11 protein-coding genes are annotated in these 13,488 nt (G+C 69.6%); 6 read left to right on the plus strand and 5 right to left on the minus strand.

Annotated features, from left to right (window positions below; genetic code table 11):
- Window positions 1–117: 117 nt before the first annotated feature.
- Window positions 118–1,305: a pyridoxal phosphate-dependent aminotransferase gene (locus DLJ53_RS22975; protein ID WP_111349555.1), complete on the minus strand. Its 1,188-nt coding sequence runs from the start codon at window positions 1,303–1,305 to the stop codon at window positions 118–120.
- Between the two features lie 234 nt (window positions 1,306–1,539).
- Here DLJ53_RS22975 and DLJ53_RS22980 point away from each other — a divergent pair, with 234 nt between their 5' ends.
- From DLJ53_RS22980 to DLJ53_RS23000, 5 genes are all read left to right on the plus strand, one after another.
- Entirely contained in the window at window positions 1,540–2,244 is a 705-nt protein-coding gene (locus DLJ53_RS22980) for an ABC transporter permease (protein ID WP_111349556.1), read from the plus strand.
- Complete coding sequence (locus DLJ53_RS22985) at window positions 2,241–2,984, plus strand: ABC transporter permease (RefSeq protein ID WP_111349558.1); 744 nt, start codon at window positions 2,241–2,243, stop codon at window positions 2,982–2,984. The genes DLJ53_RS22980 and DLJ53_RS22985 overlap by 4 nt, the downstream gene beginning before the upstream one ends.
- On the plus strand, window positions 2,981–4,117 hold the full coding sequence (locus tag DLJ53_RS22990; protein WP_111349559.1) for a trans-sulfuration enzyme family protein: 1,137 nt from the start codon (window positions 2,981–2,983) through the stop codon (window positions 4,115–4,117). The genes DLJ53_RS22985 and DLJ53_RS22990 overlap by 4 nt, the downstream gene beginning before the upstream one ends.
- Window positions 4,118–4,165: 48 nt before the next feature.
- Window positions 4,166–5,035: an NAD(P)-dependent oxidoreductase gene (locus tag DLJ53_RS22995; RefSeq protein ID WP_111349561.1), complete on the plus strand. Its 870-nt coding sequence runs from the start codon at window positions 4,166–4,168 to the stop codon at window positions 5,033–5,035.
- 228 nt (window positions 5,036–5,263) lie between these two features.
- A complete protein-coding gene (locus DLJ53_RS23000; RefSeq protein WP_111349563.1) occupies window positions 5,264–6,058 on the plus strand; it encodes a hypothetical protein in 795 nt (264 codons plus the stop codon).
- Between the two features lie 446 nt (window positions 6,059–6,504).
- Here DLJ53_RS23000 and DLJ53_RS23005 read toward each other — a convergent pair whose 3' ends face one another.
- Genes DLJ53_RS23005 through DLJ53_RS23015 form a run of 3 tightly spaced genes read right to left on the minus strand, consistent with a single transcriptional unit; the run spans window position 6,505 to window position 8,306 of the window.
- Complete coding sequence (locus DLJ53_RS23005; protein WP_111349564.1) at window positions 6,505–6,909, minus strand: (R)-mandelonitrile lyase; 405 nt, start codon at window positions 6,907–6,909, stop codon at window positions 6,505–6,507.
- Window positions 6,906–7,340, minus strand: coding sequence for an NADH:ubiquinone oxidoreductase subunit NDUFA12 (locus tag DLJ53_RS23010; RefSeq protein ID WP_111349566.1), 435 nt, complete (start codon window positions 7,338–7,340; stop codon window positions 6,906–6,908). Before DLJ53_RS23010 ends, DLJ53_RS23005 begins: the two co-directional genes overlap by 4 nt.
- A gap of 39 nt (window positions 7,341–7,379) precedes the next feature.
- On the minus strand, window positions 7,380–8,306 hold the full coding sequence (locus DLJ53_RS23015) for a cation diffusion facilitator family transporter (RefSeq protein ID WP_111349567.1): 927 nt from the start codon (window positions 8,304–8,306) through the stop codon (window positions 7,380–7,382).
- 100 nt (window positions 8,307–8,406) lie between these two features.
- Here DLJ53_RS23015 and DLJ53_RS23020 point away from each other — a divergent pair, with 100 nt between their 5' ends.
- Complete coding sequence (locus tag DLJ53_RS23020; RefSeq protein ID WP_162409491.1) at window positions 8,407–9,162, plus strand: DUF502 domain-containing protein; 756 nt, start codon at window positions 8,407–8,409, stop codon at window positions 9,160–9,162.
- Between the two features lie 14 nt (window positions 9,163–9,176).
- Here the strand turns inward: DLJ53_RS23020 and DLJ53_RS36145 are convergent, their stop codons facing one another.
- Window positions 9,177–13,484: a helix-hairpin-helix domain-containing protein gene (locus DLJ53_RS36145; RefSeq protein ID WP_244935143.1), complete on the minus strand. Its 4,308-nt coding sequence runs from the start codon at window positions 13,482–13,484 to the stop codon at window positions 9,177–9,179.
- Between the last annotated feature and the right edge of the window lie 4 nt (window positions 13,485–13,488).

The following is a 13,488-nucleotide window of genomic DNA, read 5'->3' on the forward strand; positions in this document are numbered from 1 at the left end:
GAACCGGCGCGCGGTCCGCGCGGCGGTAGGCCGCCCGCGCGGGATCGGCGTTCGGGCGAATGCAGGCCTACGGATCGTCGTGTCGGTCGTGATCGTGGTGAGCGCGGTGGCGGGGCGTCAGGCGATCTGCCTGACGTTCTCCTTGGTGCGGGCCATCGCGGCCATGCGGGCGCAGGCCGTCTCGAGGTCCTCGTCGGGAACGGTGAGGCTGATGCGGACGAAGTCCTTCGCCTGCTGGCCGAAGGAGCCGCCCGGCATCACCGCAACGCCCTCGGCGAGCGCGCGCCAGGCGAACGCCTCGCCGTCGATCCCCATCGCCGACACGTCCACCAGGATGAACATCCCCGCGTCCGGCATCAGCGGCTCCAGCCCGGACCCCTTCAGCGCCTTCGCCACGACGTTCGCGCGGCGCATGTAGGTCTCGCGCAGCGTCGCGGCGGTCGGCGACGGCTCGGTCAGGGCGTAGGTCGTCATGTCGGCGATGAAGGGCTGGTTGCCGAACAGCATCGTCTCGGACACCGGCAGGAGGCGCTCGCAGAACTCCACCGGGCCGACCGCCCAGCCGGAACGGAATCCCGGTGCCGCATGCGACTTGGAGATCGACGAGACGGCGATCGCCCGCTCGGCGAGGTCCGGAAGGTCGAGCGGGGAGACGAACTCGCCGTTGAAGATCAGCTCCTCGTACACCTCGTCGCAGATGATCCAGAGGTCGTGCCGCTTACAGACCTCGCCGATCGCCTCGAGCTCCCCGCGCGTCAGCACCGCGCCGGTCGGGTTGTGCGGCGAATTGAGGAGCACGACGCGGCTCTTGTCCGTGACGCGGCGATCGAGGTCCTCGGCGCGCATGTGGAAGCCGTTCTCGGCACGCAGCGGCACGGTGCGCATCGTCGCGCCCACGGCGTGGATCACGCCCTGGTAGGTTGCATAGAGCGGGTCGCCGACCAGCACCTCGTCGCCGTATTCGGCGATCCCCATCATCGACGCGTAGAGCGCCGTCTGGGTGCCGGGGAAGGCCAGCACGTTGGCCGGCGTGATCGTGCGCCCCGTGCGGCGGGAGTACTTCGCCGCAATGGCTTCGGCGAGCTCCGGATCGGCGCCGCCGCCGATGCCGTAGCCGGTCCGGCCCGCGTGCATCGCGGCGCTGCAGACGTCGAGGAGATCGTCTTCCGGAGGGATGTCCGGTTCTCCGATTGTCAGCTCGATGATCGCGTCACCCGCTTCCGCGCGGCGCCGTGCTTCGAAGTGCACGGCCCACTTGCCGGATCCGAGACCGCGAAGCCTGTCCGTGATCGATGCATATCGCATGGGCTGCCTCCGGTTCGCTCACCAGAGGTTGGCGCGATTATCGTTCAACCTCAAGGCAATGGCGGATTAATCCTCTCATTCACTCATCATTAAATTGTCCGATAGGGCAAAAAGCCCAACGCATCCGGGAGAAACGTGCCGCCACGAAAATCGAGAATAATTTGACCCGCGAGCCCATAAGGATAACGTGAATCCACATCACGTTGTCGCCCGCCACCCTAGCTGCCGGACTTCATGGACAACCTTTCCCTGCTTTCATTCGGCCCGGACGGATGGGGCGACGAGCTCCTCGCCGGCCTGAAGATCACCTTGGCCCTCGCCTTCGTCACCGCCCCGCTCGCGCTGATCACAGGCTTCCTCCTCGCCCTCGCCCGCCGCTCCGACCGGCCGCTGCTGCGCATCCCGGCGACGATTTTCTCGACCGTTTTCAAGGGGCTGCCGGAGCTCATCACGCTCTTCATCGTCTATTATGGCGTGGCGCTCCTGCTGCGCTGGTTCGTCGCCCTCTTCAGCGACGCCTACGTGACGATGCCGGCCTTCCTGTCGGGTGTCATCGCCCTCGGCGCGGTCTCGGCCTCGTTCGCCTCCGAGGTGTTCATGGCCGCGCTCGGCGGCATTCCGCGCGGGCAGATCGAGGCGGCGCACGCGCTCGGCCTCGGCCGCTGGGCGACGCTGCGCAAGGTGATGATCCCGCAGGTGATGCGCCTCGCGCTGCCGGGCCTCTCCAACCTGTGGCTGGTGCTCCTGAAGGACACGGCGCTCGTCTCGGTGCTCGCCCTCCCCGACCTCCTGCGGCGCACCTTCATCGCGGTCGGCGCCACCAAGGAGCCGTTCTTCTTTTTCGCGGTGGCCATGATCATCTACTTCGCCATCTCCATGGTCTCGTCCGGCATCCTCGCCCTCCTCGAGGCGCGCTACAGCCGCGGGTACGCCCGATGAACGAGTTCATGCCGAAGATCCTCGCCGAGTACGGCGACGACCTCCTCGACGGCTTCGTCGTCACGCTCCAGCTCGTCGGCCTGTCGGTGGGGATCGGTGCGGTTCTCGCCTGCTTCGTCGCCTACTGGCGGATGTCGAAGAACCGCATCGTGCGGGCGCTCGCCTGGTTCTACACCAACCTCTTCCGCGGCACGCCGCTCCTCGCGCAGCTCTTCCTGATCTACTACGGCGCCGGGCAGTTCTCGCACTTCTGGCGCGGCATCGGGCTGTGGTGGTTCCTGCGCGACCCGTTCAACTGCGCGGTGCTGACCTTCATCCTCAACACGGCCGCCTACCAGGGCGAGATCTTCCGCGGCGCGATCCGCTCGGTGCCCAAGGGGCAGTGGGAGGGCGGCGAGGCCCTTGGCCTCCAGACGCCGGTGATCTTCCGCAAGATCATCCTGCCGCAGGCCGCGCTGATCGCGCTGCGCCCATTCGGCAACGAGATCATACTGATGATCAAGGGCTCGGCCGTCGCCTCCGTGGTCACCGTCTACGACCTCCTGGGCGAGACGCGGCTTGCCTATTCCGACACCTTCCGCTTCGACGTCTACTTCTACGCCGCCGCGCTCTACCTCATCCTGGTGGAAACCTTGCGGCGAGTGTGGGATCTCCTGGAGCGGCGGCTGAACCGGCACCTGACGCCGCGCCCGCTCGCCACCAAGCGACCCATCGAACCCAGCACCATAGGGGCCACATGAGCTACGACCGCGCCACGATCGCCGCCCAGGCGAACGGGCAGATCGACACCGCGACCGGCGGCATCGTCGGGGCATGGCAGCCCTCGACGACCTTCGTGCGCGACACCGACTACGCGACCCCGCCCTCCGGCGACGTCTACCGCCGCCCGCACGCGCCGACGACCCGGGAGGCCGAGGCGGTGATCGCGGCGCTGGAAGGCGGCGTCGAGGCGGCGCTGTTCTCCTCCGGCCTCGCCGCGGCGGCGGCGCTGATGCGCGCGGCCGGCGGCCCGCGCGTCGCGGTGCAGCGCGGCTCCTACTACGGCACCCAGGTGCTGGCCGAGCGCCTCGCCGAGGGGACAGAGCCGATCACGTTCGACGGTGCGTCGCTGGACTCGCTGCGCGAGACCGTCGCCCGCCACAAGCCGGCGCTGGTGCTCATCGAGACGCCGTCGAACCCGTTCCTCGACGTGATCGACATCGCCAGCGCGGCGAAGATCGCCCACGAGGCGGGCGCCTCGCTCGCGGTCGACTCCACCACCGCGACGCCGATCCTGACGCGACCGATCGAGCATGGCGCCGACATCGTCATGCACTCGGCGACGAAGGGCCTCAACGGCCACTCCGACGTGCTCGCCGGCGCGCTCGTGGTCGGCGGCGGCGACCGTACGCTGTTCGACGCGGCGCTCGACATCCGCTCCAAGGAAGGCTGCGTCCTCTCCCCGTTCGACGCGTGGCTCCTGACGCGCGGCATGCGCACGGTGCACCTGCGCGTCACCGCCGCCTCCCACGCGGCGCTCCACATCGCCAACTGGCTGGCGTCGCACCCCAAGGTGACGACGGTGCGCTACCCGGGCCTGCCCGGCCATCCCGGGCACGCGGTGGCGGCGGCGCAGATGACCGGGGGCTTCGGCGCCCTCCTCTCGTTCGACGTGGCAGGCGGCGCGGAGGCGGCGCTGGCACTGGCGGCGCGCCTGAAGCTCGTCAAGCGCGCGACGTCGCTCGGCGGCGTGGAGACGCTCATCGAGCATCGCCACTCCATCGAGCCGCCGTCGACCCACATGCCGCCGGGGCTGCTCCGGCTGTCGGTGGGGATCGAAGCGGTCGGCGACATCGTCGCCGACCTTGATCAGGCCTTGGACGCCGTGCCCTAAAGGCCCTACAACGCACGCTAATACATTAGAACTGACAAGGAGCGCTCGATGGCAAACGTCGCATTCCTGGGCCTTGGTGTGATGGGGTATCCCATGGCCCGCCACCTCAAGAACGGCGGGCATACCGTCACCGTCTACAACCGCACCACGGCCAAGGCCCGCAAGTGGGCCGAGGAGAACGGCGGAACCTACAAGGAGACCCCGGCCGAGGCCGCCGACGGCCAGGACTTCGTCTTCTGCTGCGTCGGCAACGACGACGACCTGCGCTCGGTGACCATCGCCGAGGGCGGCGCGTTCGGCGCGATGAAGAAGGGCGCCATCTTCGTCGACAACACCACCGCCTCGGCCGAGGTCGCCCGCGAGCTGGGCGCCGCCGCCAAGGAGGCCGGCTTCGAATTCCTCGACGCGCCCGTCTCCGGCGGCCAGGCCGGCGCCGAGAACGGCGCCCTCACGGTGATGGTCGGTGGCGACGAGGCCGTGTTCGAAAAGGCTAGGCCCGTCATCGACTGCTACGCCAAGATGGTCGGCCTTATGGGCCCGACGGGCGCCGGCCAGCTCACCAAGATGGTGAACCAGACGTGCATCGCCGGCCTCGTTCAGGGGCTCGCCGAGGGCATCCACTTCGCCAAGTCCGCCGGTCTCGACATCGAGAAGGTGGTCTCCGTCATCTCCAAGGGCGCGGCCGGCTCGTGGCAGATGGAGAACCGCTGGAAGACCATGGACGCGGACGAGTACAACCACGGCTTCGCGGTCGACTGGATGCGCAAGGACCTCCACATCGTCCTCGAGGAGGCCCGTCGCAACGGCTCGCGCATGCCCGTGACGGCGCTGGTCGACCAGTTCTACGGCGACGTGCAGAAGATGGGCGGCGGTCGCTACGACACCTCGTCCCTGCTCGCCCGCCTCGAGCGCTCCTGACCGGGAGCCGCGTCGTCGCCCCTTTCACGCCCGCCCGGCCCGCGATCTCGCGGCGCGCCGCGTCTGCGCCTCGCGCAGGGCGCCCTTGCGCACCGGGCGGAGCTTTAAGGATGCGTTAGCACTATATGGAAGGCGCCGGTGGATAACCCCGCCGGCGTGCAACTCCTGCCGCCCCGGGTCCATTTGTCCAAAGCCTGGACCGACCGTCGGCATGAGGGAGACGAGAGTTTGGTTTGGCAGTTCAACATCGCTTCCGGCCGTCGGCGTGAGCTCACGCTGATCGACGCCATCCCGTCGGGAGAACTGTTGGAGCGGCCGGTCTGGGGTGCGGCTCCCCTCCTCTCCGGCGCGCCCATCGCCCGGATCGCCCCCCGCTACGAGGCTGCTCCGGCGCCCGGCGCCGACGCGGACGAGGCCGCGGTGCCCGATGGGGTGCCGCTTCTCCTGCGCATTCAGATCGTCGACGCCGAGCTCGCGCCGCTCCGCGGCGTCCCGGTGACCGTCGACCTGCGGGGGCCTGCCGGAAACGACGGCACCGTCCGTGCCGGTGCGGTCACCCGGGACAACGGCATCGCGGATATCGCGACCGTCTTTCCCCGCCCGAGGAACGGGCGGCCGCCGCAGGTCGCCTTCCGCGCCCGCCTCGCCGAGTCCAGCGTGCGCGGGGTGATCGCGCTGCCGGAGGAGGTCGGCGACTTCCTCTGCGCGCACGTGGCGGCCTACCGTGCCGACGGCCCCGAGGACGACACCTTCACGAACTGGCACCCGTCCTATCTGGCGCAGGCCGTCATCAGCGTCGACCGCTCCGCCCCGGTCGACATGCCGGCCGTGCCGCCGATCGCGCGCCGCACCCGCCGGCTCGGCCGGGTCGCCGCCGCCCGGGTCTTCGCTGCGACGCTGGCGCTGACGGGGATGGCGTCCCAGCTCTTCGGCGGCTCGTCCGGCGGGACCGGCTCGACCGACCGCAAGCCCATCCCGACGATGGACCGCGACCGCAACCGCGACACCTCCACCCCGGAGTGAGCGGACGCGCCCGAGGGCGTGGCGGTCGGCGGCGCATCAGGAAGCACGTGCCGGCCCGGGGCCGGCACCGGGGCACCGGCTCCGGAGGGCAAGGGCCCGTGTGCCGGGGTCTGATCCCGGAACCGGAGCACCTGCCGGGGATCGGCAGCGGTGGTGGAAGGTCGGCAACGTCTGCCGGGCCGGCCGTCACTCCAGGGCTCGGCGCGCTCCTGCCCGGTAGACCGCCCTGCGGGGCGCAACGCGGAAAGCAATGGGGCGGTGCGCGGATCAAAGGGGCGGTGCGAAATACAAAGCGGCGGTGCGAGGAACAAAGAAAGCGGGCGCCCTGCGCCCGCTGCGGTGTCGTCGATGATCCTTTGGACCAGTGGCCCCGGCTACCGGTGGCGCCCTGTCAGGGCGCGGCGCCGATCCGAGGCGTCCGGCATGCGCCCGGAAGGCGCCACGGTTCAGCGCCCGGCGAGGTAGTCGGCGTCCTCGACCGGCTCGAGCCATGTGATGTGCCCGGCATCACCGTCGCGCTCGTGGATGGCGATGTGCGTCATCATCTTCGTGTCCGTCGCGCCGTGCCAGTGCTTCTCGCCGGGCGGGATCCAGATGCTGTCGCCGGCGTGGATGTCGATCCGCGCCTCGCCCTCGGTCTGGAACCAGCCGGAGCCGGAGACGACGTGAAGCGTCTGCCCGAGCGGATGGGTGTGCCAGTTGGTGCGGGCGCCGGGCGTGAAGGTCACGGCGGCGGCGTTGACGCGCGCCGGTTCCGGCGCGGTCACGATCGGCTGCTGGAAGACGGTGCCGGTGAAATAGGAGGCGGGCGCGACGACGGTGTCGAGCTCGCCGCAGCGAACGATCTTCATTGCGGCGACGCCTCGCCCGGCGTCCACGCGTCATAGCCGGCGGAGATGCCCGCCTCCGGGTCCGGCCGGAAGATCGAGCCGGTCGGACGGTGCGCGCCTGCGGTGCCGGTCAGGTTCGGCTGGTGCGGCTTTTCCCACTCGCGCACGACGTAGCCCTGCTGCTCGGGCAGGAGGTCGGTGAGGTGGTGCATCCAGCGGTACCAGCCCGGCGGGATCATCGTCGCCTCGGCCTGGTCCTTGTAGATCACCCAGCGGCGGTCGTAGCCGAGGGCGGGGTCCTTCTTGCCGTTCTTCGTGCGGAAATAGCGGTTTCCGTACTGATCGGTCCCGACTTCCTCACCGCGCAGGTACGTCGTCCACGACGTCCCGATGGTGGTGCCGTTCCACCAGGTGAAGACTTGCAGCAAACGGCGAAGCGGAGTCTGAGCCATGTGGCTGTTCCTAGTGGGCTGACGGGGCGATGTAAAGCATCACACCGCTGCGGCGTCGGGCTTGAGCGCCCGAGCCTCGATATAGAGTCGCGTCACATCCGGATAGGCGCTCGACACGGTCTTTCGCAACCGCGCCGTCGCCTCCTCCACCTCTTCGGACGTGAGCTTGTCGTCGAAATCGGCGGAGATGGTGGCGAGGATCTCGTTGGGGCCGAGGTGCATCGTCAGGACGTCGCCGACCGCGATCACCGCCGGGTCGGCCGCGATCGTCGCCCGGAGCTTGCCGACGACCCGCGGGTCGGCCGACTCGCCGAGGAGAAGCCCCTTCGTCTCGATCGCCAGGAACACCGCCGTCGTCGCCAGCACCGCGGCGATGAAGAGCGTCGCCACCGCGTCCCACATGGGGTTGCCGGTGAGCTGCGTGGCAAGGATGCCGACGAACGCGATGATGAGGCCCAGCATCGCGGCCGTGTCCTCGAAGAGGACGGTGAAGAGCGTCGGGTCCTTCGAGCGATGCACCGTCTCGATGATGCCGCGGCCCTGGCGGGCGCGCTGGAAGCCCTTCAGCGCCATCGACCATGCGTACGCCTCGAACACGAAGGCGATCGCGAGCACGGCGTAGTTGATCCACGAGGGCTCGACCTCGCCCGGGCTGAGGAGCTTGTGGATGCCCTCGTAGCCGGCGAACCCGGCACCGGCGCCGAAGATCATGATCGCGACGAGGAAGGCGTAGAAATAAAGGTCCTTGCCGTGGCCGAACGGGTGCTCCGGCGAGGCCGGCCGCTTCGAGCGGCGCAGGCCGAAGAGCAGCAGGAACTGGTTGCCGGTGTCGACGACGGAGTGAACGCCCTCGGCGAACATGGCGGACGACCCGGTGATCGCCGACGCGATGAACTTGGTCACCGCGATGGCGCCGTTGGCGAGCAGGGCCGCGTAGATCACTTTGGTGTTGCCTTGAGCGGCCATCGTGCAAGCGTCTCCGTGTGTTATGCAATTCAGCGCATGCAATTTCGAACGCACGACAGTTCCATGCGTTCAGCAACACCGGCATGCAACAGGAGTAGAGATGCGCGTCCTCGTCACGATCGTCCGGCCGATCGTCACCGGAGTCCTGGCGATCCTGCCGGTTTTGCTGACGATCCTGGTGATCGGATGGTTCGCCGCCTATGTCGGCGCCTTCCTCGGGCCGGACTCGTGGTTCGGGATCTCGGTCTCGCAGCTCGGCGCGTTCATGGTGGACGACCGCCTCGCCTACCTCATCGGCATCGCGATCGTGATGGCGGGGCTCTATGCGCTCGGCATCCTGGTGCAGTCGCGCCTGCGAACGGTGTGGTCGACCTTCTTCGACGAGACCATCGGCCGGATCCCCCTGATCGGCACCATTTACAAGACGATCACGCGGTTCGTGCAGCTTCTCGAGCGGCGCGACGATGTCGACGTGAAGGCGATGAGCCCGGTGTGGTGCTTCTTCTCCGACGAGCGGCGGACCGCGGTGCTGGGGCTGATGCCATCGGACGAACCGGTCCAGATCGAGGGGAAGGACTACCGCATCGTGATGGTGCCGACCGCGCCGGTGCCGTTCGGCGGCGGGCTCTTCTTCCTGCCGGCGGAGTGGGTGCGGCCGGCGGACTTCGGCGTGGAGGGGCTGACCAACATCTACGTGTCGATGGGCGTGACGGCGCCGGACTACATGAAGCGCATCCGCCATCCCCAGCATCCCCAGGGCGCGGCGCCGCGTCTCGTCAAGCGTGAGGACGAGCAGGACCGCGAGCATGAAGCACCGCCGATCGCGGTGCCGGGCGCCGACACCAGCAAGGACTGAGGGCCCGCGCCTCCTCACTGGAAGTTCCTCCCCTTCGGCAGGGCCTGCCTGACCTCGGGCGACACGTCCCACCGGTTCCGGCCACGTCCCGGCCAGCGGTCGCCCGCCTCCCCGTCCTCGCGTTCTTCGCGCGGCCTGCCCCGCGCCGCGATGGACCGGGCCGCCTTGCGATGGGCCTCCAGCGCCTCCGCCACCTGGCGGTTGCCCCCTGCGGCCGTCTCCCCGGGCGACAGCGCGTCGGTGAGGCGGCTGGCGATGATCGTCCGCGGCTTGACGTCCGAGCGCGGGTCGGTCCCGGGGCGCTTCACCTCGTCCGCCCGGTCGAGCGCGTCCCAGTCGGCCATGTCCGCCGTGAGACGGCCGAGGAGCGGGGTGCGGTCCTCCAGCCTGGTGGCGACGACGTGCACCACGCCGTCCTCCGACTGCACCCACCCGGACACCTTGATGAACCGCGCCCCCAGGACCACCGTGCGGAACATCTCGAACACCTTCGGCCAGACGATCACGTTGGCGATGCCCGTCTCGTCCTCCACCGTCATGAAGATGACGCCGCTCGCCGAGCCGGGCCGCTGGCGCACCAGGACGAGCCCGGCGACCGAGATGCGCCGCCCCGCCTGCGCGGCGACGGCCTGCGCCTCGAGGATCCGTTCCCGGGCGAGCGCGGCGCGCACGAACTGGGCCGGATGCGCCTTCAGGGACAGGGAGAGGAAGCGGTAGTCGTTGATCACCTCCTCCCCGGGGGGCATCGGCGGAAGGTTGGCGGCGGCCTCCCTCTGCAGATCGGCGAGGTCGGACTGCGCGAAGAGCGGCAGGTCCTCCATGCGCGTGTCGCGGTCGAGCCCGCGCGCGCCCCACAGCGCCTCACGCCGGTTGAGGCCGAGGGAGCCGAAGGCGTCCGCGTCGGCGAGCCGCTCGATCGCCGCGCGCGAGAGGCCGGTCCGCAGCCACAGGTCGCGCACCGAATCGTAGCCCCGCCCGCGCCGGGCCACGAGGAGACGCATGTCCTCCTCGGCGAGGCCCTTCACCTGGCGCAGGCCGAGCCTGACCGCGTGCCGCGAGCGGATCGCCGTGCGCATCGAGGCATGGTCGGGGTGGAGCCGACCGGCCGCGCGCGGCCCCTCCTCCAGCGTACAGTCCCAGTCGGACCGGTTGATGTCGACGGGGCGCACCTCCACTCCGTGCTGGCGCGCGTCGCGCACGATCTGCGCCGGAGCGTAGAAGCCCATCGGCTGGCTGTTGAGGAGCGCGGCGCAGAAGACGTCCGGATAATGGCACTTCAGCCAGCACGACGAGTAGACCAGCAGCGCGAAGCTCGCCGCGTGGCTCTCGGGGAAGCCGTACTCGCCGAACCCCTCGATCTGGTGGAAGCAGCGGGCGGCGAACTCCGGGTCGTAGCCCCTGGCCGTCATGCCGTCGATCATCTTCTGCTGGAAAGTGCCGATGGTGCCGACCTTGCGGAAGGTGGCCATGGCGCGGCGGAGCTGATCGGCCTCGGAGGGGGTGAAGCCGGCGGCGACGATGGCGATCTTCATCGCCTGCTCCTGGAAGAGCGGCACGCCGAGGGTCTTGGCGAGCACCTCCTCCAGCTCCTTGGAGGGGTAGGTGACCTCCTCCTTCTTCTGACGGCGGCGCAGGTAGGGATGCACCATATCGCCCTGGATCGGGCCGGGCCGGACGATCGCCACCTCGATCACGAGGTCGTAGAACGTCTTCGGGCGCAGGCGCGGCAGCATGGTCATCTGCGCGCGGCTCTCGATCTGGAACACGCCGAGCGTGTCGGCCCGGCAGATCATCTCGTAGACTTCCGGATCCTCGGGCGGGATGTTCGCCAGCGTGACGGTCCGGTTCCGATCGATCGGAACGCCGCGCATCGCCTCGGCCGGTGCGGCCGCCGGCGCGACGTCCCGGGCGGCCGCGTCCGAACCGCCGGGTGGCGGCGCGGCGCGAGCGGCCGCTCGCCGCGGGTCATGCGCCTCGGTCGCCGCAGCGGTTCCGGTCGGGCCGGCGGCCGTGGCAGCATCGGCCGTATCGGCGGCATCGGCGGCATCGGCGGTGCCTGGACGGCCGGTGCAATCGATCAACCTGAGGCCAACCCTGTGGTCCGCCCGGGAGGCGGCCACGCGAGAACCGGGCGCCAGGCCTTCCGCTATGGACGATGGATCGCCGGCGTCCGGGACGATGAGGACCGGTCCCCCGCCCGCAGGGGATGGCGTTCGCCCGGCGACCGAAAAGGGACCGGGGGCGACGGGATCGAAACACTGGCCGGCGGTCAGCGCCTCCAAGACGGTGGCTTCGCTGCCTGCCCGCCCTCGGGGAAGCTCCCCGCTGGCAGCCTCCTCCGCCTCTTCCGGCGACGCGTCGCCCGCCCCCCTCCGCGTGGGTGCCGCGCTCGCCCCGGCCCCGGCCCCGGCACCGAACCGGTAAGGCTTGGATGTCTCGCCCGCCGACCCCGAGACGACCTCCTCCGTCTTGCCGAGAGGGCCAGGCAGGGCCCCGCTGGCGGCCCCCCCGACGGTCGGAGCGGACAGGCTCCCGGCAGGCCCACCGGATGGCCCCGACACTCCCGGCCCCGACACTCCCGGCATGGGCGGCGCCGCGGACAGCGGGTCCGACGTGGACGCCCGAGGCAGAGCCCCCGATGCCATGGCGGAGGCGGACATTGCCGTGACATCCGCAGGATAATGCCGGGCCAGCAGGTCCAGCCCCTTCCTCACGCACGTCAGCATGCCGAGGGCGAGGACGTCGATCTTGAGGATCCCCAGGGCGTCGAGGTCGTCCTTGTCCCACTCGATGTTGGTGCGACCGTCCATCGACGCCTTCACAACGGGCACCATCTCGTCGAGGCGCCCGCGCGTGATCACGAAGCCACCGACATGCTGGGACAAGTGCCGCGGAAAGCCCGCGATCTCGCGCGTGAGGCGCACCAGATGGCCGATCCTGTGGTCACGCGGATCGAGCCCCGCCCGCTCCGCCGCCGCCTCGTCGACACCGTGCGAGCTCCACCCCCAGATGGAGCCCGAGATCGCCGCGACGCTGTCCTCGCTCAGACCGAGCGCCTTGCCCACCTCGCGCGCGGCCGAACGGGAACGGTAGCTGATCACCGTCGCGGCGATTCCCGCCCGGTCCCGGCCGTATTTTTCGTAAATGTACTGGATCACCTCCTCGCGCCGCTCGTGCTCGAAATCGACGTCGATGTCGGGCGGCTCGCGGCGTTCGGGCGAGATGAACCGTTCGAACAAAAGGTCGGAGCGCTCCGGATCGACCTCCGTCACGCCGAGGCAGAAACAGACCGCCGAGTTCGCCGCCGATCCCCTCCCCTGCGCCAGGATCCCGTTGTCGCGCGCGAAGCGGACGATATCGTAGACGGTGAGAAAGTACGGCGCATAGTCGAGGGCGGCGATGAGTTCCAGTTCGTAGGCGAGGAGAGCGTCGACCTTGTCCGGCAGCCCCATCGGATAGCGCCTGGCGGCACCGTCGTAGGTGAGCCGTGCCAGCGTCTGTTGCGGTGTTCGCCCCGGGTCGCTGGGCTCCTCGGGATACTCGTAGCGAAGCTCGTCGAGCGAAAACGAGATCTCGTTCATGACCGCCACCGTCTCCCGCACCGCTTCCGGAAGAGGGGCGAACAGGCGAGCGACCTCGCCGGGTGCCTTGAGGTACCGTTCCGCGTTGGCGACGAGCCGGCGACCGGCCGCCTCGACGGTCGTGTGCAGGCGGATCGCCGCCAGAACGTCCTGCAGCGGGCGCCGCTCCGGATCGTGGTAGAGCGGCAGCGTCGTCGCGAGGGGCTTCAGCCCCAAACGCCGCGCCAGCGCAGCGCCGCTGGCCAGACGCCTCTGGTCTTCCGCTCCATAGGCCATTGAAATCGCGAGGCGTAAGGGATGCGTGACGTGTGCCTTGAGCTCCTCGGCGGCCCGCTCGACAGCGTCCTCCGAGGCGCTCTGCATGACGATCGCCAGGATGAGACCCTCGCACCATTCCAGGAGATCGCCGAGCCGGATGCGGCAGTCGTCCTTCGCTCCACGCAGGTTGCCGACCGTCAGAAGACGGCAGAGGCGCCCGTAGGCGGCGCGGTCGGAGGGCCAGGCGAGGACGTTCGGCGTGCCGTCGTCGAAGATCAGGTGGCAGCCCACGGCGGTCCGGATACCGACATCCTTGCCCGCCAGATAGGCGCGCACCACGCCGGCCAGCGTGTTCCGGTCGCACACGGCGAGGCCGGGCGAGCCGAGAACCGCGGCCGTCGCCACCAGTTCCTCGGGATGGGAGGCCCCTTCCAGGAAGGAGAAATTGCTCTTTGCCGCGAGTTCGATGAAGCCGTCCATCATCGAC

This window comes from Acuticoccus sediminis, assembly GCF_003258595.1.
GTDB classification, from domain to species: Bacteria; Pseudomonadota; Alphaproteobacteria; order Rhizobiales; family Amorphaceae; genus Acuticoccus; species Acuticoccus sediminis.

What these genes read in the sequence shown, in the direction of transcription:
- DLJ53_RS36145 (WP_244935143.1), bottom strand. Translation starts at nt 13,484, where the DNA reads ATGATGGACGGCTTCATCGAACTCGCGGCAAAGAGCAATTTCTCCTTC.
- DLJ53_RS22975 (WP_111349555.1), bottom strand. Translation starts at nt 1,305, where the DNA reads ATGCGATATGCATCGATCACGGACAGGCTTCGCGGTCTCGGATCCGGC.
- DLJ53_RS23005 (WP_111349564.1), bottom strand. Translation starts at nt 6,909, where the DNA reads ATGAAGATCGTTCGCTGCGGCGAGCTCGACACCGTCGTCGCGCCCGCC.
- DLJ53_RS22985 (WP_111349558.1), top strand. Translation starts at nt 2,241, where the DNA reads ATGAACGAGTTCATGCCGAAGATCCTCGCCGAGTACGGCGACGACCTC.
- DLJ53_RS22995 (WP_111349561.1), top strand. Translation starts at nt 4,166, where the DNA reads ATGGCAAACGTCGCATTCCTGGGCCTTGGTGTGATGGGGTATCCCATG.
- DLJ53_RS22990 (WP_111349559.1), top strand. Translation starts at nt 2,981, where the DNA reads ATGAGCTACGACCGCGCCACGATCGCCGCCCAGGCGAACGGGCAGATC.
- DLJ53_RS23015 (WP_111349567.1), bottom strand. Translation starts at nt 8,306, where the DNA reads ATGGCCGCTCAAGGCAACACCAAAGTGATCTACGCGGCCCTGCTCGCC.
- DLJ53_RS23010 (WP_111349566.1), bottom strand. Translation starts at nt 7,340, where the DNA reads ATGGCTCAGACTCCGCTTCGCCGTTTGCTGCAAGTCTTCACCTGGTGG.
- DLJ53_RS23020 (WP_162409491.1), top strand. Translation starts at nt 8,407, where the DNA reads ATGCGCGTCCTCGTCACGATCGTCCGGCCGATCGTCACCGGAGTCCTG.
- DLJ53_RS22980 (WP_111349556.1), top strand. Translation starts at nt 1,540, where the DNA reads ATGGACAACCTTTCCCTGCTTTCATTCGGCCCGGACGGATGGGGCGAC.